20 protein-coding genes are annotated in these 20,360 nt (G+C 59.3%); 10 read left to right on the top strand and 10 right to left on the bottom strand.

What is annotated here, in order from left to right:
- Window positions 1-42 precede the first annotated feature (42 nt).
- Window positions 43-1,524: an anthranilate synthase component I gene (trpE, locus tag J1D76_RS17525; RefSeq protein ID WP_421139506.1), complete on the top strand. Its 1,482-nt coding sequence runs from the start codon at window positions 43-45 to the stop codon at window positions 1,522-1,524.
- A 219-nt stretch (window positions 1,525-1,743) separates the two neighbouring features.
- Here the strand turns inward: trpE and estP are convergent, their stop codons facing one another.
- Entirely contained in the window at window positions 1,744-3,654 is a 1,911-nt protein-coding gene (estP, locus tag J1D76_RS17520) for an esterase EstP (protein ID WP_421139505.1), read from the bottom strand.
- A gap of 409 nt (window positions 3,655-4,063) precedes the next feature.
- On the opposite strand from estP, the gene J1D76_RS17515 reads away from it, so the two are divergent.
- The 4 genes from J1D76_RS17515 (at window position 4,064) to J1D76_RS17500 (ending at window position 7,367) form a co-directional block, all read left to right on the top strand.
- Window positions 4,064-4,657 carry an aminodeoxychorismate/anthranilate synthase component II gene (locus J1D76_RS17515; RefSeq protein WP_007980194.1) on the top strand — a complete coding sequence of 198 codons (594 nt, stop codon included), beginning with the start codon at window positions 4,064-4,066 and terminating at the stop codon, window positions 4,655-4,657.
- Window positions 4,658-4,666: 9 nt separating this feature from the next.
- Entirely contained in the window at window positions 4,667-5,716 is a 1,050-nt protein-coding gene (gene trpD, locus J1D76_RS17510; RefSeq protein ID WP_421139504.1) for an anthranilate phosphoribosyltransferase, read from the top strand.
- Window positions 5,713-6,549 (top strand): indole-3-glycerol phosphate synthase TrpC, encoded by an 837-nt coding sequence (gene trpC / locus J1D76_RS17505; protein WP_421139503.1) that lies wholly within the window; start codon window positions 5,713-5,715, stop codon window positions 6,547-6,549. The genes trpD and trpC overlap by 4 nt, the downstream gene beginning before the upstream one ends.
- A 116-nt stretch (window positions 6,550-6,665) precedes the next feature.
- Complete coding sequence (locus J1D76_RS17500) at window positions 6,666-7,367, top strand: lipoate--protein ligase family protein (protein ID WP_421139502.1); 702 nt, start codon at window positions 6,666-6,668, stop codon at window positions 7,365-7,367.
- 10 nt (window positions 7,368-7,377) lie between these two features.
- On the opposite strand, the gene crp is transcribed toward J1D76_RS17500, so the two are convergent.
- On the bottom strand, window positions 7,378-8,022 hold the full coding sequence (gene crp, locus J1D76_RS17495) for a cAMP-activated global transcriptional regulator CRP (protein WP_421139500.1): 645 nt from the start codon (window positions 8,020-8,022) through the stop codon (window positions 7,378-7,380).
- A 230-nt stretch (window positions 8,023-8,252) separates the two neighbouring features.
- Between crp and J1D76_RS17490 the strand changes: the two genes are divergently transcribed.
- Entirely contained in the window at window positions 8,253-8,675 is a 423-nt protein-coding gene (locus J1D76_RS17490; RefSeq protein WP_008061600.1) for an OsmC family protein, read from the top strand.
- Between the two features lie 239 nt (window positions 8,676-8,914).
- Window positions 8,915-9,706, top strand: coding sequence for an adenosylmethionine decarboxylase (gene speD, locus J1D76_RS17485; RefSeq protein ID WP_421139499.1), 792 nt, complete (start codon window positions 8,915-8,917; stop codon window positions 9,704-9,706).
- Between the two features lie 116 nt (window positions 9,707-9,822).
- Here the strand turns inward: speD and coq7 are convergent, their stop codons facing one another.
- The 6 genes from coq7 to hemJ all read right to left on the bottom strand — a co-directional run bounded on the left by coq7 (window position 9,823) and on the right by hemJ (window position 14,438).
- The gene (gene coq7 / locus J1D76_RS17480) at window positions 9,823-10,470 is read right to left on the bottom strand and encodes a 2-polyprenyl-3-methyl-6-methoxy-1,4-benzoquinone monooxygenase (RefSeq protein WP_421139498.1); all 648 of its coding nucleotides are present in this window, start codon (window positions 10,468-10,470) and stop codon (window positions 9,823-9,825) included.
- 211 nt (window positions 10,471-10,681) lie between these two features.
- Window positions 10,682-11,020 carry a histidine triad nucleotide-binding protein gene (locus J1D76_RS17475; protein WP_008027110.1) on the bottom strand — a complete coding sequence of 113 codons (339 nt, stop codon included), beginning with the start codon at window positions 11,018-11,020 and terminating at the stop codon, window positions 10,682-10,684.
- A gap of 80 nt (window positions 11,021-11,100) precedes the next feature.
- Window positions 11,101-11,889 carry an SDR family NAD(P)-dependent oxidoreductase gene (locus J1D76_RS17470; RefSeq protein ID WP_421139497.1) on the bottom strand — a complete coding sequence of 263 codons (789 nt, stop codon included), beginning with the start codon at window positions 11,887-11,889 and terminating at the stop codon, window positions 11,101-11,103.
- Between the two features lie 61 nt (window positions 11,890-11,950).
- A complete protein-coding gene (locus J1D76_RS17465) occupies window positions 11,951-12,916 on the bottom strand; it encodes a DUF805 domain-containing protein (protein ID WP_421139496.1) in 966 nt (321 codons plus the stop codon).
- Window positions 12,917-13,006: 90 nt separating this feature from the next.
- Window positions 13,007-13,975 (bottom strand): NAD(P)H-dependent flavin oxidoreductase, encoded by a 969-nt coding sequence (locus tag J1D76_RS17460; RefSeq protein ID WP_421139495.1) that lies wholly within the window; start codon window positions 13,973-13,975, stop codon window positions 13,007-13,009.
- Between the two features lie 34 nt (window positions 13,976-14,009).
- Complete coding sequence (gene hemJ, locus J1D76_RS17455) at window positions 14,010-14,438, bottom strand: protoporphyrinogen oxidase HemJ (protein ID WP_421139494.1); 429 nt, start codon at window positions 14,436-14,438, stop codon at window positions 14,010-14,012.
- A gap of 135 nt (window positions 14,439-14,573) precedes the next feature.
- On the opposite strand from hemJ, the gene argC reads away from it, so the two are divergent.
- Window positions 14,574-15,608, top strand: coding sequence for an N-acetyl-gamma-glutamyl-phosphate reductase (gene argC / locus J1D76_RS17450; protein ID WP_421139492.1), 1,035 nt, complete (start codon window positions 14,574-14,576; stop codon window positions 15,606-15,608).
- Window positions 15,609-15,775: 167 nt separating this feature from the next.
- Window positions 15,776-16,126 carry an iron-sulfur cluster insertion protein ErpA gene (gene erpA, locus J1D76_RS17445; protein ID WP_007906865.1) on the top strand — a complete coding sequence of 117 codons (351 nt, stop codon included), beginning with the start codon at window positions 15,776-15,778 and terminating at the stop codon, window positions 16,124-16,126.
- Window positions 16,127-16,194: 68 nt separating this feature from the next.
- Here erpA and J1D76_RS17440 read toward each other — a convergent pair whose 3' ends face one another.
- Together J1D76_RS17440 and J1D76_RS17435 are read right to left on the bottom strand one after the other, a co-directional pair.
- Complete coding sequence (locus J1D76_RS17440; protein ID WP_421139491.1) at window positions 16,195-17,286, bottom strand: anhydro-N-acetylmuramic acid kinase; 1,092 nt, start codon at window positions 17,284-17,286, stop codon at window positions 16,195-16,197.
- 3 nt (window positions 17,287-17,289) lie between these two features.
- Window positions 17,290-18,708 (bottom strand): peptidoglycan DD-metalloendopeptidase family protein, encoded by a 1,419-nt coding sequence (locus tag J1D76_RS17435; protein ID WP_421139490.1) that lies wholly within the window; start codon window positions 18,706-18,708, stop codon window positions 17,290-17,292.
- 211 nt (window positions 18,709-18,919) lie between these two features.
- Between J1D76_RS17435 and tyrS the strand changes: the two genes are divergently transcribed.
- Entirely contained in the window at window positions 18,920-20,119 is a 1,200-nt protein-coding gene (gene tyrS, locus J1D76_RS17430) for a tyrosine--tRNA ligase (RefSeq protein WP_421139489.1), read from the top strand.
- Window positions 20,120-20,360 lie beyond the last annotated feature (241 nt).

Genomic DNA, 20,360 nt, shown 5'->3' with positions numbered 1-20,360 from the left:
TTGCATACCTGACTGTTCGACCCTCAAGCCACGAGGCACCTCATGATCCGCGAAGAATTCCTGCGTTTGGCCGCTGCCGGCTACAACCGCATCCCGCTTGCCTGCGAAACCCTGGCCGACTTCGACACACCGCTGTCGATCTACCTGAAGCTGGCCGACGAGCCCAATTCCTACTTGCTGGAGTCCGTACAGGGCGGCGAGAAGTGGGGCCGTTATTCAATCATCGGCCTGCCGTGCCGCACCGTGATGCGGGTGCATGACCATCACGTCAGCGTGACCGTCGATGGCGTCGAGACTGAAAGCCACGACGTCGAAGACCCGCTGGCCTTCGTCGAAACCTTCAAGGCCCGCTACAACGTACCGACCATTGCCGGCCTGCCACGTTTCAATGGCGGCCTGGTGGGTTACTTCGGTTATGACTGCGTGCGTTATGTGGAAAAGCGTCTGGGCAAATGCCCGAACCCGGATCCGCTGGGCGTGCCGGACATTCTGCTGATGGTTTCCGACGCGGTGGTGGTGTTCGACAACCTCGCCGGCAAGATGCACGCGATCGTCCTGGCCGACCCGGCGCAGGACGATGCCTTCGAGCAAGGTCGTGCGCGCCTGGAAGAGCTGCTGGAAAAACTCCGTCAGCCGATCACCCCGCGCCGTGGCCTGGACTTCAGCAAGCAGCAGGCTGCTGACCCGGTGTTCCGCTCCAGCTTCACCCAGGACGATTACGAAAAAGCCGTCGACACCATCAAGGAGTACATCCTGGCCGGTGACTGCATGCAGGTCGTGCCGTCCCAGCGCATGTCGATCGATTTCAAGGCCGCGCCCATCGATCTGTACCGGGCGCTGCGCTGCTTCAACCCGACGCCTTACATGTACTTCTTCAACTTCGGCGACTTCCACGTCGTCGGCAGTTCGCCGGAAGTGCTGGTGCGGGTAGAAGACAACCTGATCACCGTGCGCCCGATTGCCGGCACCCGTCCACGGGGCGCCACTGAAGAGGCCGACCTGGCGCTGGAAGAGGACCTGCTGTCGGACGACAAGGAAATCGCCGAGCACCTGATGCTGATCGACCTTGGTCGCAACGACACCGGGCGTGTCTCGGAAATTGGCTCGGTGAAGCTCACCGAAAAAATGGTCATCGAGCGTTATTCCAACGTGATGCACATCGTGTCCAACGTCACCGGACAGTTGAAGGCCGGGCTGACGGCGATGGACGCGCTGCGAGCGATCCTGCCGGCGGGCACTTTGTCTGGCGCGCCGAAGATTCGCGCGATGGAAATCATCGACGAGCTGGAGCCGGTCAAGCGTGGCGTGTACGGCGGCGCAGTCGGTTACTTCGCCTGGAACGGCAACATGGACACCGCCATTGCGATCCGCACGGCGGTGATCAAGAACGGTGAACTGCACGTGCAGGCCGGTGGCGGCATCGTCGCCGACTCGGTGCCGGCGCTGGAATGGGAAGAAACCCTGAACAAACGCCGCGCGATGTTCCGCGCCGTCGCCTTGGCCGAACAAACCCCAGAAAGCTGAGTACACCAGGCAACAGGGCTTTTTGTGGCGAGGGGGCTTGCCCCCGTTGGGGCGCGAAGCGGCCCCAAGATCTGCAATCGCGTTGTATCAGGTACACCGAGTGCGAAATTTACGACTGCTCCGCAGCCGAACGGAGGCAAGCCGCCTCGCCACAGTAAGTGTTCAGCCATAAAAAAACGCGGCGCCTGTGAGGGCGCCGCGTTTTTTATGGGTTACGCATCAGAAGTCCAGCGCAACCCCAACGTTGATGCCTTGTTGGGTGAAGTCATCGTCCTTGCGAACGTTATAGCTGGCGCGCAATGCCAGGTCCTTGGTGAGGTTGTGGCTCACGCCCAGGTTCAAGCGGCTGAGGTGGGATTGCGGGGTATAGCCTTCGAGCGTGAACTGGTTGTTCGGCAGACTGTTGAGGTTGATGCCCACGTCCTGGGTGTCATCGTTGTACTCACGCTCCACCGCCACTTCGCCGAAGACCTGAGTTTGCGGAGTGAATTGATATTTGCCCTGCAGACCAGCGCCCAAGCGCCGGGAAATAGCGTCCTGATCGGCGAAGGTCAGCGCCGTGGAATCGTTGCCGTTCTCCGAGTAACCGTCGACGTTCACCTTGGAGAAGTCGGCACTGACAAACGGCGAAAGGTGCCAAGGGCTGCTGGCTTGTTGCGCAATGTCGTAGCCCAGGCGTGCGCTGAACGCTTCGACGTAGCCGCTGGTATCGCCTTTTTCACCGCGTTCATTGGCGCCCAGCTGGAATTTACGCTTGAGGCTGTCGTAATCCAGATGCCCGGCGGTCAACGCCATGTCAGCCCAAATACGGTTTTGCTGGTACTGGGCGAATGCCGTGCCCAGGTACGAGTTGAGCTTGTAGTCGGAATCGTTGCTGCCGGCTTCGAGTTTCTGGTTGTAGAACCCCGCTGCCAAACCCACGCGCCAGGCATCGTCGAGACGGTAGCTGCCACCGATGTTCAGGTTGGCACCGTAACCGTCGGCACTGACCGAACTGCGATCACCGTCAAAGTCCTGGTGCTGTCCGCCGCCGGCAACAATGGCACGCCATTGGCCGACACCTTGCCAGTTTTCCCAATCGGCCAGCCATTGGTTGCGCAACTCATCCTGATGGGCGCGCAAGGTGCCTTGGGCCATTTGCGGCAGCAAGGTCAGCTCCCACGGCGCAGCCAGCAACGAATACGCATAATCGGCAATCAGACGCTGCCCGGCTTCGGTTGGGTGGACGCCGTCGTTGTAGATCAACTTGGTCGGGTCTGGCGTGGCGCTGTTGATGCCGTAGCGGGCGTTCTCGGTGCAACCGTTACCGCTGAAGCAGGTGGCGGTCAGGTTCTGATCGGTTGCCAGGCCGAACTGCGCCGGGTTGGCGAAAGTTTCTTTGAGCAATACCGGAATGTTCAGCGGGATCACTTCGGCATTGATGTTTTGCAGCCGGCTCAGCAGTTCGGTGTTGAACTGGGCGCTGAGCTGTGTGGTGAATGCTTGCAGTGGCGTGCCGTTGATGGCCGGCGTCAGGCCGATGTCCGGCAGCAGCCAGACCATGACGTAGTTGGCGCCTGCGCTTTGCAGCGTTTGCACGCTGTCGGCCAGCCGGTCGGCGGCGGCGCTGGCTTGGGGCAGGCTGAGGATGCGGCCTTGGAGGAAGTCGTTGCCGCCACCCGACAGGTAATAAAGGGCGTTCGGGTCGGCGCGCAAGTTGTTGGACGGCAGATAACCGGCACGGACGCGTTCGCCGGTGTCGGACTTGCTGGTGATCGAGTCCAGAATCTGATCGGTGCGGTAGCCGCCGACCGCCCAGTTGTTGCCGTCGGGCTGGCCATTGCTGGCGCGCACTGCCGAAGAGGAGGACGCGGTCTGGTCTGCCGAGTAACCGAGTTTTCCACCCAGGATCTGCGTGGAGTTGAGCGAGCGGACTTCGCCGCTGCCGTCCAGATACACCGGCCCCGTCCGGTTGGTATAACGCTGCGTCGCCCCGGCAGGCCCGCCGGTGTCGGCGAAGGTCCCTGCGTCGTTGAGGCTGTCCCCGAAGACAATGAAACTGGTGTAAGGATTGGGTGCGGCGTTCGCCTGGGCGCAGGCCATCGCGAGCAAGCATCCTGCGAGCGGTACAAACAACGACTGTCTGATCATGAGCAAGTCCGTTTATTTATTGTTTTAGTCAAGCGAAACGACAGTACCAAAAACTTCCGGCCTTTTGCCATCTGTCGCGAAGCGGTGAACTGTTTCGCGGGCAGCAGCCCCGGCGATATTGCGCGCTCTGCCCAGCTAAGTTACTGTGCCGGGACGTATGAATGAGACCTTCCCCGTGTTGATCATCAGCAAACTCCTGGATCAAGTCATCAAGGCACACGCCCGCTGGCGTTGGCGCGCCTGAATTCTTTTGCCGGCCTCGCCGGACCTGTACCGATTTGCCTTCATTACCTGTTTGAAATGCCGCTTTGCTGGCGCTGCTCCAGCATCTGCCAACGCGCAGCGCTCTGCGGGTAAACCTTTCGAAGGCCATCTTTAAAGTCAGTGAATTCAAGAGGTTCTTAACGCCATGTTGCTGATGATCGATAACTACGACTCCTTTACCTACAACGTTGTGCAGTACCTGGGCGAGCTTGGCTCCCAGGTCAAAGTCGTGCGCAACGATGAATTGACCATCGCTGAAATCGAAGCCCTCAATCCTGAGCGCATCGTGGTATCCCCCGGTCCCTGCACCCCGACCGAAGCCGGCATCTCGATCGAAGCGATCAAGCATTTCGCCGGCAAGCTGCCGATTCTTGGCGTGTGCCTTGGTCACCAGTCCATCGGCCAGGCCTTTGGCGGTGACGTGGTGCGCGCACGCCAAGTGATGCACGGTAAGACTAGCCCGGTATTTCACGAGGACAAGGGGGTATTCGCAGGCCTCAATCGTCCGCTGACGGTGACCCGCTACCATTCGTTGATCGTCAAGCGCGAAACCCTGCCCGATTGCCTGGAGCTGACCGCCTGGACCCAACTCGAAGACGGCTCGGTCGACGAGATCATGGGCCTGCGTCACAAGACCCTGAACATCGAAGGCGTGCAGTTCCACCCAGAGTCGATCCTCACCGAACAGGGCCACGAACTGTTCGCCAACTTCCTTAAACAAACCGGCGGCACGCGCTAAGGACTTTTCATGAACATCAAGACAGCCCTGGGCCGTATCGTCGAGCACCTCGACCTCAGCACCGATGAGATGCGCGATGTCATGCACGAGATCATGACCGGTCAATGCACTGACGCGCAGATCGGCGCATTCATGATGGCCATGCGCATGAAGAGCGAAAGCATCGACGAAATCGTCGGCGCGGTATCGGTGATGCGCGAGTTGGCGGACAAGGTCGAACTCAACACCCTCGACGGCGTGGTCGATGTGGTCGGCACCGGTGGCGATGGCGCGAACATTTTCAACGTCTCGACCGCCGCTGCGTTCGTGGTTTCCGCCGCCGGCTGCACCGTTGCCAAACACGGCAACCGCGCGGTGTCGGGCAAAAGCGGTAGTGCCGACCTGTTGGAAGCCGCCGGCATCTACCTGAACCTGACGCCTGTTCAGGTGGCGCGTTGCATCGACAACGTGGGTATCGGTTTCATGTTTGCCCAGACCCATCACTCTGCAATGAAATACGCCGCAGGCCCGCGCAAGGACCTAGGCCTGCGCACCTTGTTCAACATGCTCGGCCCGCTTACGAATCCGGCCGGTGTGAAGCACCAGGTGGTCGGCGTGTTCACCCAGGCCCTGTGCCGGCCGTTGGCCGAAGTGTTGCAACGCCTGGGCAGCAAACACGTGCTGGTGGTGCATTCCAAGGATGGCCTGGACGAATTCAGCCTGGCTGCGCCGACCTTTGTCGCGGAACTCAAGGATGGCCAGGTCAGCGAGTATTGGGTCGAGCCGGAAGACCTCGGCATGAAGAGCCAGAGCCTGCATGGCCTGGCCGTGGATAGCCCGGCGGCTTCCCTGGAACTGATTCGCGATGCCTTGGGCAAGCGCAAGACCGAGAACGGTCAGAAAGCGGCCGAGATGATCATGCTCAATGCCGGTGCCGCGCTGTACGCGGCCGACCATGCCAGCAGCCTGAAAGAAGGCGTCGCCCTGGCACACGATGCGCTGCACACCGGCCTCGCTCGAGAAAAACTCGAGGAGCTGGGTGCCTTTACCGCGGTATTCAAAGTGGAGAATGAAGGATGAGTGTACCGACGGTTCTGGAAAAGATTCTGGCGCGCAAGATCGAGGAAGTGGCCGAGCGTAGCGCTCGCGTCAGCCTCGCCGAGCTGGAAAGCCTGGCCAAGACGGCCGATGCACCCCGTGGTTTTGCCCAGGCGTTGCTGGCTCAGGCCAAGCTGAAACAGCCGGCAGTCATTGCCGAAATCAAGAAAGCTTCGCCGAGCAAAGGCGTGATCCGCGAGAACTTCATTCCCGCCGACATCGCCAGAAGCTACGAGACGGGCGGTGCGACCTGCCTGTCGGTGCTTACCGACATCGATTTCTTCCAGGGTGCCGATGCTTACCTGCAGCAGGCCCGTGCCGCGTGCCAACTGCCGGTGATCCGCAAAGACTTCATGATCGATCCGTACCAGATCGTCGAAGCCCGTGCGTTGGGTGCCGATTGCGTACTGTTGATCGTTTCCGCGCTGGACGACGTGAAAATGGCCGAACTGGCAGCGGTGGCCAAAAGCGTCAATCTCGATGTGCTGGTTGAAGTCCACGATGGCGATGAGCTGGAGCGGGCCTTGAAAACCCTCGACACCCCGCTGGTCGGCATCAACAACCGCAACCTGCACACCTTCGACGTCAGCCTGGAAACCACCCTCGATTTGTTGCCACGTATTCCGCGTGATCGACTGGTCATCACCGAGAGCGGCATTCTCAACCGCGTCGATGTCGAGTTGATGGAAATCAGCGACGTCTACGCGTTCCTCGTCGGCGAAGCGTTCATGCGCGCCGAAAGCCCGGGTACCGAGTTGCAGCGCCTGTTCTTCCCTGAGCGCGGCGTGCCGGTCAGCGGTTCGACCCTCGACTGAAAAGCATCGCGAGCAGCCTCACTCCTACAGGAATTCGCTAATCCCATGTAGGAGCGAACCTGCTCGCGATAGCGGCATAAGCAACACCACAGACTTTTTGTCCTACGGATTTTCTTATGACCTCTCCTGTTTTCCTCACCATCGAAACCGGTCTGCAAGCCGAACAGGATCTGTTGGCCTCGGTCTGTGCTGGCGATTCAGAGTTTGGCCTGTTGTTCTGGCAACCCAGCGACCAGGCATTGGTCATGCCGCGTCGCCTGAGCCGCTTGCCAGGCTTCGAAGCCGCCTGCGAAGTCTCGGCAGCGGCAGGCTGGCCGGTGTTGCTGCGCGACACCGGCGGCGAACCGGTTCCGCAATCTGCCACCACAATCAACATTGCCCTGGTCTACGCACCACCGCGCAGCGAAAGCGACCTGAACCGCATCGAATCCGGCTACCGGCGTCTATGCGATCCGATCTGCCAGTTGCTCGATGAATTGGGCGGCGCATCATCGCTGGGTGAAATCGAAGGCGCTTTCTGTGATGGCCGCTTCAACGTCAACCTGGACGGTCGCAAAATGGTCGGCACTGCCCAGCGCTGGCGTCAGAGCCAGGGGGGGCAGCGTCCGGTGGGGTTGGTGCACGGTGCGATGCTGATGGATAACGACCGAGCGTCCATGGTCGCCGCGGTCAATCGTTTCAACGAGGCTTGCGGTCTGGAACAGCGGGTGCGCGTTGAAAGTCACATCGCGTTGCACGAGAAATTCCCGGCACCCGATGCGCTGGTTCGCCTCGAGCAACTCTATCGGTTGATGCTGGCACAGATGTTCAGCGGTTAGGTTTTCGAGCTTATCGCGTACCGAAGACCACCATGGTCTTGCCTTTGACGTCCACCAGGTTGCGTTCTTCCAGATCCTTGAGAACGCGACCGACCATCTCCCGGGAACAACCGACAATCCGTCCGATCTCCTGACGCGTTACCTTGATTTGCATGCCATCGGGGTGGGTCATTGCGTCCGGCTGTTTGCACAGTTCCAGCAGGCAACGGGCAACGCGACCGGTGACGTCGAAGAACGCCAGGTCACCGACTTTGCGCGTGGTGTTGCGCAGACGTTGTGCGATTTGTCCGCTGAGGACGTAAAGAATGTCCGGATCCTGCTGGCACAATTCACGGAATTTCGCGTAGCTGATTTCCGCGACCTCGCATTCAACCTTGGCCCGCACCCAGGCGCTACGCTCTTGCTCGAGGCCCGCCTGCTCAAACAGTCCCAGCTCACCGAAGAAGTCCCCGGCGTTGAGGTAGGAAATGATCATTTCCCGGCCGTCATCATCTTCGATCAGGATGGTGACGGAACCCTTGATGATAAAGAACAACGTCTCCGAGCGGTCGCCAGCACAAATGATGTTGCTCTTGGCCTGATAGCGACGGCGCTGGCAATGCATCAACAGTTTGTCGAGGTTCTTGATCTTGGGGGTGAGGGCAATAGCAACCATGGTTGTATCCCGAAAAGACTGCACGGTGTGTTTGGTTTTTTTATGAATAGCGAACGCTGAGGTACAGCTGGCGAAGCGCCATTGAATTGGCGTCAGCTTAACAGACACTTCCTGAAAAATTCGAGCATTTACCTACAAGGCAGTGGGATATGTCCTAGGACGCCGGGCGCTGTCAATCACGGGGCCTGTGCTAAGCTGGCGACCCTTTTTAATACAGTGGAGTCTGGGCGATGAAGGCACGCATCCAATGGGCTGGCGAAGCCATGTTCCTCGGCGAATCCGGTAGCGGTCATGTCGTGGTCATGGACGGTCCGCCCGATGCTGGCGGACGCAACCTGGGTGTCCGGCCGATGGAAATGCTCCTGCTGGGTGTTGGCGGTTGCAGCAATTTCGACGTGGTCAGCATCCTCAAGAAGTCCCGCCAGGCTGTCGAGAGCTGCGAAGCCTTCCTCGAAGCCGAGCGCGCAACGGAAGATCCGAAAGTCTTCACCAAGATCCACATGCACTTCGTGGTCAAGGGCCGCGGGCTAAAAGAAGCCCAGGTCAAGCGCGCTATCGAGCTGTCGGCCGAGAAGTATTGCTCGGCCTCGATCATGCTCGGCGCCGCGGGCGTGGAGATCACCCACGACTACGAGATCATCGAGCTCGGTTGAATCGACATTCAACTATCATAAAAGCAGTGCAGACTCTGGCGAACCCAAGCCGACGTCTGCATAATGCGCCACTTTTTTCAGGGTAGTGGCCGGTCAGCCGACAGGCCTCGCACCCGAACAAACAACCAAAATCGCCATCGCGAAGAGGTGTTAACCGTCCTACGCAGGTGCGTTGTTCGCATCTGACGGGCATGCTTGATCACGCGGCCGGGCCGCAAACACATAGAGAGTTTTTAACGGTGAAAAGCAAACTCAAGCTCCACGGGTTCAATAACCTGACAAAGACCTTGAGCTTCAACATCTATGACATCTGCTACGCGGAAACCCCGCAAGACCAGCAGGCCTACGTCGAGTACATCAATAAAGAGTACAACGCGAAGCGCCTGACGCAGATCCTCACGGAAGTTGTCGATATCATTGGTGCCAATATCCTGAACATCGCCAGTCAGGACTATGAGCCGCAAGGCGCCAGCGTCACGATCCTGATTTCCGAAGAGCCGGTGACCCCGACCGACAGTCAGATCGAAGAGTCTCCGGGCCCGTTGCCCGAAATCATTCTGGCCCACCTCGACAAGAGCCACATCACGGTGCACACCTACCCGGAAATCCATCCGGTCAGCGGGATTGCCACGTTCCGTGTGGACATCGACGTGTCGACCTGTGGCGTCATTTCACCGCTTAAAGCGCTCAACTTCCTGATTCACCAGTTCGATTCGGACATCGTAACCGTGGATTACCGTGTGCGCGGCTTTACCCGTGACATTGAAGGCAAGAAGCACTTCATCGACCACGAGATCAACTCGATCCAGAACTACCTGTCCGAAGACACTCGCGACGCGTACCAGATGACCGACGTGAACGTGTACCAGGAAAACCTGTTCCACACCAAGATGCTGCTGAAGAACTTCGAACTGGACAACTACCTGTTCGGCGACGCCACCAGCAACCTGTCCTCTGAGCAACGCGCCCAGGTGACCGAGCGGGTGAAACATGAAATGCTCGAAATCTTCTACGCGCGCAACATGTCGTAAGATTCCCGGGCACTAAAAAGGCGACTCCCTCACGGCAGTCGCCTTTTTATTTGTCGATTAAATTCCCTGTAGGAGCTGGCTTGCCAGCGAAGAGGCCCCATCAGCCCCTACAGGTATCAGATGCGATAAGTACTCTTGGTCATCACCTTGGCCAGCAAACTCATCCCGAACTTCACCGGCGCCGGAAAACGAAACCCGCCCGCATCCAGCGCGCTTTCCGCGTGCTGTTCTTCATCAACGCGCATCTGCTCAAGAATCGCCCGGGACTTTTCATCCTCGGCTGGCAATTGCTCCAGGTGTTCGTTCAGGTGCTTGCACACCTGGTCTTCCGTTGCCGCCACAAAGCCCAGGCTGACTTTGTCGCTGATCAGGCCGGCCACGGCACCAATCCCGAACGACATGCCATAAAACAGCGGGTTGAGAATGCTGGTGTGACTGCCCAGTTGATGAATGCGTTGTTCGCACCACACCAGGTGATCGATTTCTTCCTCGGCGGCATGCTCCATGGCGGCGCGCACTTGCGGCAGCTTGGCGGTCAGCGCCTGCCCCTGATACAGCGCCTGGGCACAAACTTCGCCGGTATGGTTGATGCGCATCAGGCCGGCAACGTGGCGCTTGTCTTCGTCGCTCAGGGTCGCGTCCGGCTGCACGATGGCAGGCGAAGGGCGGTACGGCTGGCCGCTGAAGGGCAGCAGGGTACGCATCGCGGCATCGGCTTGCAGCAGAAGACGGTCAATCGGCGAGTAGTGACGTTGGGTAGTCATGCTGACCTCCGGGGGGATTTCGGTGGCCAGTTTAACCCAATCGGCCGGGTAAGGTTTGCGCTGGGTCATTGTGATACTGGGGTTGTGACAATGCGGTGATGCCGTTTTGTAGGAGCGGGCTTGCCCGCGAAAACGGGGTGTCAGTCAACAAAAAATGTTGAAGGTGAGACCCTTTTCGCGAGCAGGCTCGCTCCTACAGGTGCGATCGCGATCAGCCCGGCGGCCAGTGCATCTGGCGCTGACCCAGCACATGCATATGAATGTGGTAGACGGTTTGGCCGCCTTCTTCATTGCAGTTCATGACCACGCGGAAGCCTTTCTCGCAGCCCAGTTCCAGTGCCAGGCGCTGGGCGGTGAACAGGATGTGCCCGGCCAATGCCTTGTCGTCCTCGGTCAGGTCGTTCAAGGTGCGGACCGGTTTCTTCGGGATCACCAGGAAATGCACCGGTGCCTGTGGGGCAATGTCGTGGAAGGCCAGTACCTGGTCGTCCTCGTAAATGATCTTCGCCGGGATTTCCCGGTTGATGATCTTGGTGAACAGAGTATCCACAGCTGTTTTCTCCGTTGTTTGGGCTGGCCCGAGTGTACTCATGGCGTAGGCCGGCGCCCAGTTCTTTACCTTGAATCCGCTCAGCGCGGGCAGTAGGCCTTGATGACCATGCCGGCGATGGTTCGGGTCAGCCAGCGCGAGCCGAGCCGCGGCAGGAAGGCGAACCAACGGTTACGCCGTCCCGGAATGATGATTGCCTGATTTTTTTCCAGGGCGCGCACGGTGTAGAGCGCCACTTCCTCCGGGCTCATCAGCAGTTTGCTGCTGCTCAGTTTGTCGCTGTTGAGTTGCGCGGTACGGAAAAACGCCGTGCGAGTTGGCCCGGGGCAGAGCACGGAAACCTTGACCGCACATTTTTTCAGCTCGACACGCAAGCCTTCGGAAAAGTGCAGCACGTACGCCTTGCTGGCGTGATAAGTGCTCATCCACGGCCCCGGTTGAAACGCTGCCACCGATGCCACATTCAGGATCTGCCCGCCACCTTGCAGGGCCATGCTGTTGCCGATGGCGTGGCACAGGCGGGTTAGGGCGAGGATGTTGACTTCGATCAGGTCCTGCTCGGTCATCCAGTCCTGGGCCAGAAACGGACCGCATGTACCGATGCCGGCGCAGTTGACCAACAGATCGATCTGCCGGTCACCTTCTTCCAGCTCCAGCAGGAACCCGGACAGGCGCAGCGGCTCGCCCAGGTCGCAGGCACGGAACAACACTTCCACGCCGAACCGTTGGGTCAGTTCGATCGCAATACTTTCCAGCTGATCACGTTGTCGGGCCACCAGAATCAGGCTGCGGCCGCGGCGGGCCAGCGCTTCGGCCATGGCCAGGCCGATGCCGCTGGATGCGCCAGTGATCAGAGCGTAACGGGTCATGCAGTTCTCCATCGCAACAGCTCCGCGCCGCGACGCAGGTGTCACGGGCCAGGAGCGCTGTTCATTCTTTCGCAGAGTCTACAGGGGGCTGGGCCTCTTCGGCTGCATCGTCAGTGGAATTTGGCGCCGGTTCGACCTCGACGTCGATTTCATCGGTGTTCATCGTGCTGCTTTCGTAGCTGCTCTGGGCGGCGTTTTCGTATCCTTCCTGAATTGCCGAGAGACCACCGGCCAGCGCACCGACCAGGATCAGCGCGATCATGGCCAGCCACAGCACCGACAATACCTTGACCGCGGTACTGTTCGGCGGGGGCGGCGGGCCGTAGCGGTTGGCGGTCTGGTTACCCGGCACCACCATGATCACGAATGGAAAAAAACTGCCTACAAAAGGCAGCAGACTCAGCAGCCACAGCCAGCCGGACCAGCCGATATCGTGCAAGCGCTGAACGCTGATCTGGATGCCGACGAAGGCAAATCCGACGAACAGGATCAGGCCCAGCAAGCCGCCGAGGATCAGGCCGGCGGTCGAGTCTGCACCAATAAGCGCCAGGGCGACCAAGGCAAACGTCCCGCAAACCGCCATCAGGACAAGGGTCAGCACCAGCGTCCAGGCGAGGTAACGCAGGCGGCCGATACGACCGGCGAAGCTGAAGGGCTTGAGCGTGGCCAACTGCGCCACGTCTTCACCGACGGCGGCGCGAGGCGGGGCATAAGGCGATTGCGGTTGCGCCAAGGCAGTTTGAGGGGCGGGCGGGGTATGGTCTTGGACGTCGGCGAGGTTCAACTCGATCGGCGTTTCGACTTCGATTCGGGCATCGATCCCGGTTTTGCTCAGCGCCTGCAGATAGGTCTGGGCATCGGCGTGGGTCAGATTACGTTTGAGCGCAACCGGACGGCCGCTGAACAGACGCTCGATGGCCGTGACATCGCTTTTGAACAATCCGGCGAGATTGAGCTTTGCCGTGGCGATGTCGACCCCGGGCAGCAAGGCCCCCTCGAAGACGATCTTGAAACGGTTGTCGCCCATGTTCGAGGCATCCTTGTCACGAGACGTTGAAAGAAAAGTGTGTTCGGGCGAGTGTAAGGCCAGCCGAACCGGGCTGGCCAAGGTTTGCTGTCAGCGCGGCCAGCGTTTGGACAATTGCGCCGCCTGTTCCAGGGCCTGGCGGTATTCCGCGTCCAGGCGTGCGACCAATTGCTCGACACTCGGCAAATCGTCGATTTCTCCAACACCCTGGCCGGCGGACCAGACGGTTTTCCAGGCCTTGGCCTCATCGCTGACCGGTTTAAGCTTGGAACCGAAGTTGATCTCGCCCTTGCCTTGCAATGCCGCCATGTCGAAACCGGCGGCCTCCAGGCTCTGGCGCATGAAGCTCGCAGGAATACCTGACACGGCTGGAGTATGGACGATGTCCGCTGCCTTGGATGTCAGCAGCATTTCTTTGTAGGCGTCAGGTGCATGACTTTCGGTGGTGCCGATAAATCGCGTACCGAAGTAGGCCAGATCCGCACCGAGCAATTGCGCGGCGAGAATTTCGTGACCGTGGTTCAGGCAGCCGGCCAGCAACAGGGTCTTGTCGAAGAATTGGCGGATTTCGGCAATCAACGAAAACGGACTCCAGGTCCCGGCGTGGCCACCGGCGCCCGCGGCCACGGCGATCAAGCCATCGACACCCGCTTCGGCGGCTTTTTCGGCGTGGCGACGAGTCGTCACGTCATGGAACACCAGGCCGCCGTAACTGTGCACCGCGTCGACCACTTCTTTCACGGCGCCAAGGCTGGTGATCACGATTGGCACTTTGCGCTCGACGCAAATCTGCAGGTCTGCCTGTAAACGCGGATTGCTGTTGTGGACGATCAGGTTCACGGCATAAGGCGCCGGGTTTTCCAGCGTCGCCAACCCGGCTTCGATTTCTTCCAGCCAGGCCTTGAAACCACTGCTCTCGCGCTGGTTCAGCGCCGGGAAGCTGCCGACCACGCCCTGGCGACAGCAGGCGAGTACCAATTGTGGGTTGGAAATCAGGAACATCGGCGCGGCCACCACGGGCAGGCGCAAACGTTGTTCGAGCAGAGCGGGCAGCGACATTGGAAATACCCCGGTGAGTTGGTGCCTATTGGATTTAGAACGGCCGAACGACGACCAGAATTACGATTGCCAGCAATATCAGAACCGGCACTTCATTGAACCAGCGATAGAAGACATGGCTGCGGGTGTTTTCGCCACGGGCAAAGCGTTTTACCTGCGCGCCGCACATATGGTGGTAGCCAATCAGCAACACGACCAGGGTCAGCTTGGCATGTATCCAGCCACCCTGGGTGAAGATGCTCGGGTTGAGGTAGATGAGCCAGCCGCCGAAGATCAGCGTGGCGATCATCGCCGGGCCCATGATGCCGCGGTACAGCTTGCGCTCCATGACGCTGAAGCGTTCCTTGCTGATCGTGTCTTCACTTTGAGCGTGATAGACGAACAGGCGCGGCAAGTAGAACAGGCCGGCAAACCAGCACACGACGCTGACGATATGAAACGCTTTGAGCCACAGATAGAGCATTTTTGGTTATTCCAGGATTGGCGGTAGCCGCAATAGTAGAGGCGAGAGCGTCCGCACGTCACCTTGACGGTTGTCGCAGGGGCGCGCGGCCCCTATTATCGACGGCTTTCCAGTGGGTTCGTTGAGGGCAGGTTTATGGTCAAGGTCGGTATCGTCGGCGGCACGGGTTACACCGGTGTCGAACTGCTGCGTCTGTTGGCGCAGCATCCGCAAGCTGAAGTGGTGGTCATCACTTCCCGATCCGAGGCCGGCCTGGCCGTTGCCGACATGTACCCGAACCTGCGAGGCCATTACGACGGCCTGGCCTTCAGCGTTCCGGACATCAACACCCTGGGCGCTTGCGATGTGGTGTTCTTCGCCACGCCGCACGGTGTCGCTCACGCCCTGGCAGGCGAGTTGCTGGCGGCCGGGACCAAGGTTATCGACCTGTCGGCCGACTTCCGCCTGCAAGATGCTGATGAGTGGGCCAAGTGGTACGGTCAGCCGCATGGTGCGCCAGAACTGCTGGACGAAGCCGTGTACGGCTTGCCGGAAGTCAATCGCGAGCAGATCAAGAAAGCGCGCTTGATTGCTGTGCCGGGCTGCTACCCAACCGCCACGCAATTGGGTTTCCTGCCATTACTCGAAGCGGGCCTGGCGGACACCAAATCCCTGATTGCTGACTGCAAGTCCGGCGTCAGCGGTGCCGGTCGTGGCGCCTCGGTGGGCTCGCTGTACTCCGAAACATCGGAAAGCATGAAAGCCTACAGCGTCAAAGGGCATCGCCACTTGCCGGAAATCCGCCAGGGCCTGCGTCGCGCTGCGGGCAAGAACGTCGGCCTGACCTTCGTACCGCACCTGACGCCGATGATTCGCGGCATTCACTCCACGCTCTATGCCACTGTCGTTGATCGCTCGGTGGACTTGCAGGCATTGTTTGAAAAGCGTTACGCCAACGAGCCGTTCGTCGACGTCATGCCGGCCGGCAGCCATCCGGAAACCCGTAGCGTGCGCGGTGCCAACGTTTGCCGAATCGCGGTGCATCGTCCACAGGACGGCGATCTGGTGGTAGTGCTGTCGGTGATCGACAACCTGGTCAAAGGCGCGTCGGGTCAGGCTGTGCAGAACATGAACATTCTGTTTGGGCTGGATGAACGTCTGGGCCTGTCCCACGCCGGCATGCTGCCGTAAGGTTTATCGCGAGTAGCCAAAAGGCCCGTCTGACGGGCCTTTTTGCATGGTGGGCCGGCGATTGGGTTGGTTGATATACCATAACAATAGTTGACCGCTTTTCTAGGAGAAGCGGATAATGCGCGTCATCACGCAATATGACGGCTTAGCGCCGGGAGATAGTCAGCATGAGCGTCGAATCCTTCACCCCCACGGCTTTGCAATTCACCCACGGTGCCGCGCACAAGGTGAAGAGCCTGGTCGATGAAGAGGGGAATGATCGCTTGAAGCTGCGCGTATTCGTTACGGGCGGCGGTTGTTCAGGTTTTCAGTATGGCTTTACCTTCGATGAAGAAGTGGCCGATGACGACACCATCGTCGAGCGCGAAGGCGTGAGCCTGGTGGTCGATCCGATGAGCTTCCAGTACCTGGCGGGTGCCGAGGTGGACTACCAGGAAGGTCTGGAAGGTTCGCGTTTCGTCATCAAGAACCCAAACGCGACCACCACGTGTGGCTGCGGCTCTTCGTTCTCGATCTGATCTGCACACCGGTATTACAAAACGCCGCAGGGTCTCGGGACTCCGCGGCGTTTTGCTGTCTGGAGGATTTACGCGGGGTAGATGGCGCCGAGCACGCGCAAGCCGCGGGCGCCGGTAACGCTGGGGCGGTTGGCGGCGATGCCTTCGAGGCAGCAATGAGCGAGCCAAGCGAAGGCCATGGCTTCGACCCAGTCAGGGTCTACGCCGTAGGTGGCGGTGCTGCTGACGCTGGCGTCCGGCAGCCACTCGGCCAGGCGATGCATCAAGGCAGTGTTGTGGGCGCCGCCGCCGCAGACCAGCAGTTCCTGCGTATCGACCTGGGCACTTTGCAGGGATTCGATAATCGTCAGTGCGGTCAACTCAAGCAGCGTCGCCTGCACATCTTCGGCGGCGAAGGCTGGCAGGCGGGCCAGGTGCTGTGTCAGCCACGGCAGGTTGAACACTTCCCGGCCTGTGCTCTTCGGGCCTTTGGTCACAAAAAACGGATCGCTGAGCAGGGCATTCAACAGTGTCGGTTGAACCTTGCCGCTCGCAGCCCATTGGCCGTCACGGTCAAAGTGCTCGCCGCGTTGCTGGTGAATCCAGGCGTCGAGTAGCACGTTGCCGGGGCCGCAGTCGAAACCTGAGACAGGTTTGCCGGGCTCGATCAGGCTGAGATTGCTGAAGCCGCCGACGTTCAAGACGGCGCGGTTGCCGGTGCGCTGTTCAAACAAGGCTTCGTGAAAGGCGGGCACCAACGGCGCGCCCTGTCCGCCGGCGGCAACGTCGCGACTGCGGAAGTCGCTGACCACGGTTATGTTGGTCAGCTCTGTCAGCAAGGCTGGATTGCCGATTTGTACGGTGAAACCACGCGCCGGTTCGTGGCGGATGGTCTGGCCATGGCTGCCAATCGCACGGATGTCATCCGGCTTCAGTTGCTGTTGAGCGAGAAGCGCGTGAATCCCTTGGGCGGCCAGTTTCACCCAGTTCTGTTGGGCGATAGCGGAGCGGGCGATTTCGTCCGGGCCGCTTGCGCATAAGCCAAGCAGCTGCGCGCGAAGGGCGTCAGGCATCGGAATGTAGTGGGAGGCGATCAGCTTGATTGCCGGGGCTTGCTCGATCAGTGCGATGTCCAGGCCATCAAGGCTGGTTCCGGACATCACACCTATATAGAGCGCCATCGCTTAGCGCTTGCTCGAAGCCAGCAGGGTGGCCTTTTCCTGCTCCATGCGCGCCATCAACGGCTGGCTCTGGGCGAGGAAGCGTGCGCGTTCTGCCTTGGCGATCGGGTCGGCCATTGGCAATTTCTGGCCCAGTGGGTCGACGTGTACACCGTTGACCTGGAACTCGTAGTGCAGGTGCGGCCCGGTGGAAAGGCCGGTGGTGCCGATATAGCCAATCACCTGGCCTTGTTTCACGGTACCGCCAGTCTTCACGCCCTTGGCGAAGCCTTGCATATGGCCGTACAGCGTGGTGTAGGTATTGCCGTGCTGGAGGATCACGGTATTACCGTAGCCACCACGGCGGCCAGCCAACAAGACTTTGCCATCTCCGGCAGCCTTGATCGGTGTGCCGCGCGGCGCTGCGTAGTCCACGCCTTTGTGGGCGCGGATCTTGTTCAGGATCGGGTGTTTGCGGCCCATGGAAAACTTGGAGCTGATGCGGGCGAAGTCTACCGGCGTACGGATGAACGCCTTGCGCATGCTGTTGCCATCCGCCGTGTAGTAGCTGCTGTTGCCCTGCTTATTGGTATAGCGCACGGCGGTGTAGGTCTTGCCGCGGTTGGTGAAGCGCGCCGACAGGATCGGGCCATTGCCAACGGCTTTGCCGTTGACCACTTTTTGTTCGTAGATCACGTCGAACTCGTCGCCCTGGCGAATATCCTGGGCGAAGTCGACGTCGTAGCCAAACACGCTGGCCATGTCCATGGTCAGGCTGTGGGACAACCCGGCGCGGGCCGCCGATTGCGACAGTGAGCTATTGATCACGCCATGAACGTAAGCGGAGCGTACGCTCGGTTTCGCGGAAATACGATTGAACGTATAGCCCTTGTCGTTCTTGGTCAGGCTGATGCTTTCGAGGTCGCTGAGTTTGCTGTGCAGGTTGTTCAATTGGCCGTCGGGGCTCAGTTCGAACTCGAGTTTTTGCCCGTGCTTGAGCTGGCTGAACTGCTTGGCCTGCTTGTCGCTGGCGAGGATTTCATGCACGGAGGCGGCTGGAAGGCCGACTTTCTCGAACAGCGTGGACAGGGTGTCACCCTTGGCGACGATCACTTCCCTGTGGCTTGCTGGCTTCTTTTCTTCGACGACCGGAGCCGGCTCGGCTTGAGCGGTTTGCTGGGGCTCTTCGGCGCTGTTATCGATCTGCGCGAAGGGAGACGCTGCGGGTTCATTTGTGGCTTGAACGGCTTGGGCGGCGTCTTGATCTTGTGTCAATTGTTCAGCAGGGCTTTCCAGTTCAAGACTCAGGGTCGTCTTTTTGGCTTCAACATCGCTGGAAGGGAATACCAGGAGCGCCAGACTGAGAAGGGCGGCGATGCCACTTGCGGCAAGCAAGTGGGTTTTCGGGTAAAGCGGCGGCGCTTTAGACGATTCAGTGGTCATAAGTGGCTTTGACTTTGAAAAAGATGAATTGGAAAAGATGAATGACATGATGAAGATGAAATAACTGTATAAAATATAACCAAATCATCTCTGAAGCAAGTCCACAGACAGTCTGTCTGTGGATTGGTGCCCGTGCGCCGGGCAAACCTTGTATTTGACGCCCGATCTTGTATGGTTGGTTCCCTTTGAATCTGAGCCTTGCAGGTTGGTTATGAAGTCGGTTGAAGAGCAGCTAGCGCTGATCAAACGTGGTGCAGAAGAACTGTTGGTCGAGTCCGAGCTGATTGAGAAGCTCAAGCGTGGCCAACCGCTGCGTATTAAGGCGGGCTTCGATCCAACCGCTCCGGACCTGCACCTGGGTCACACCGTGCTTATTAATAAGCTGCGTCAGTTCCAGGAGCTGGGGCATCAGGTGATCTTCCTTATAGGTGACTTCACCGGGATGATCGGTGATCCGAGTGGCAAGAGCGCCACGCGTCCGCCGCTCACTCGCGAGCAGGTCCTCGAGAATGCCGAGACCTACAAGACTCAGGTGTTCAAGATTCTTGATCCGGCAAAAACCGAAGTGGCCTTCAACTCCACCTGGATGGATCAGATGGGGCCGGCCGACTTCATTCGCCTGACTTCGCAGTACACCGTGGCCCGCATGCTCGAGCGCGATGACTTCGACAAGCGCTACACGACCAATCAACCCATCGCCATTCATGAGTTCCTGTATCCGCTGGTTCAGGGTTACGACTCGGTCGCGCTTCGCGCAGACGTTGAGTTGGGTGGGACTGATCAGAAGTTTAACTTGTTGATGGGGCGTGAGCTGCAGCGTGGTTATGGTCAGGAAGCCCAGTGCATCTTGACCATGCCGCTGCTTGAAGGCCTGGATGGCGTGAAGAAGATGTCCAAGTCCTTGGGCAACTACGTCGGTATCCAGGAAACGCCGGGTGTGATGTACGGCAAGCTGGTTTCCATTCCGGATGCGCTGATGTGGCGCTACTTCGAGTTGCTCAGCTTCCGCTCCATGGATGAGATCAATGCATTGCGCGCTGATGTGGAGGCGGGTGCCAATCCGCGCGACATCAAGATCAAGCTGGCTGAGGAGATCGTTGCGCGCTTCCATGGTGAGGAGGCTGCGGCCAATGCTCACCGTGCTGCCGGTAACCGTATGAAGGATGGTGAGCTGCCGGACGATCTGCCTGAGATCGAGTTGACCGCTGCCGAAGATATGCCGATTGCTGCCGTTCTTAACAAGGCAGGCCTGGTAAAGAACTCGGCTGTGGCGCGCGACCTTCTCGGTTCGGGTGGCGTGCGTATAGATGGTGAGGTCGTTGACCGCACCTTTATATACGCGGTGGGTGCAACCCATGTGTGCCAGGCAGGGAAGAAGGCATTTGCGCGTATTACGCTTAAAGCCGAATAAAGTCAGAATAAGGGGTTGACGGCGAATTTTAGAAGCCTATAATTCGCCCCACTTCCGGCACAGTCGAAACGGAAAACTCCTTGGTAAACAACGAGTTACGAGGTTTTCGGCAGTAGGTGCTTCAGTTCATCGAAGCCAAAAGGAAGTTGAAAAAGAGGTGTTGACAGCGGCGTGTAACGCTGTAGAATTCGCCTCCCGCTGACGAGAGATCTGAGGCGCAAGTGGTTGAAGTTGTTAAGGA

The sequence above is a fragment of the Pseudomonas sp. NFX15 genome (genome assembly GCF_049132105.1).
Lineage (GTDB): Bacteria > Pseudomonadota > Gammaproteobacteria > Pseudomonadales > Pseudomonadaceae > Aquipseudomonas.
Note: the sequence above shows the minus strand (reverse complement) of the source record. Positions and strands in the feature narration are given on the sequence as shown.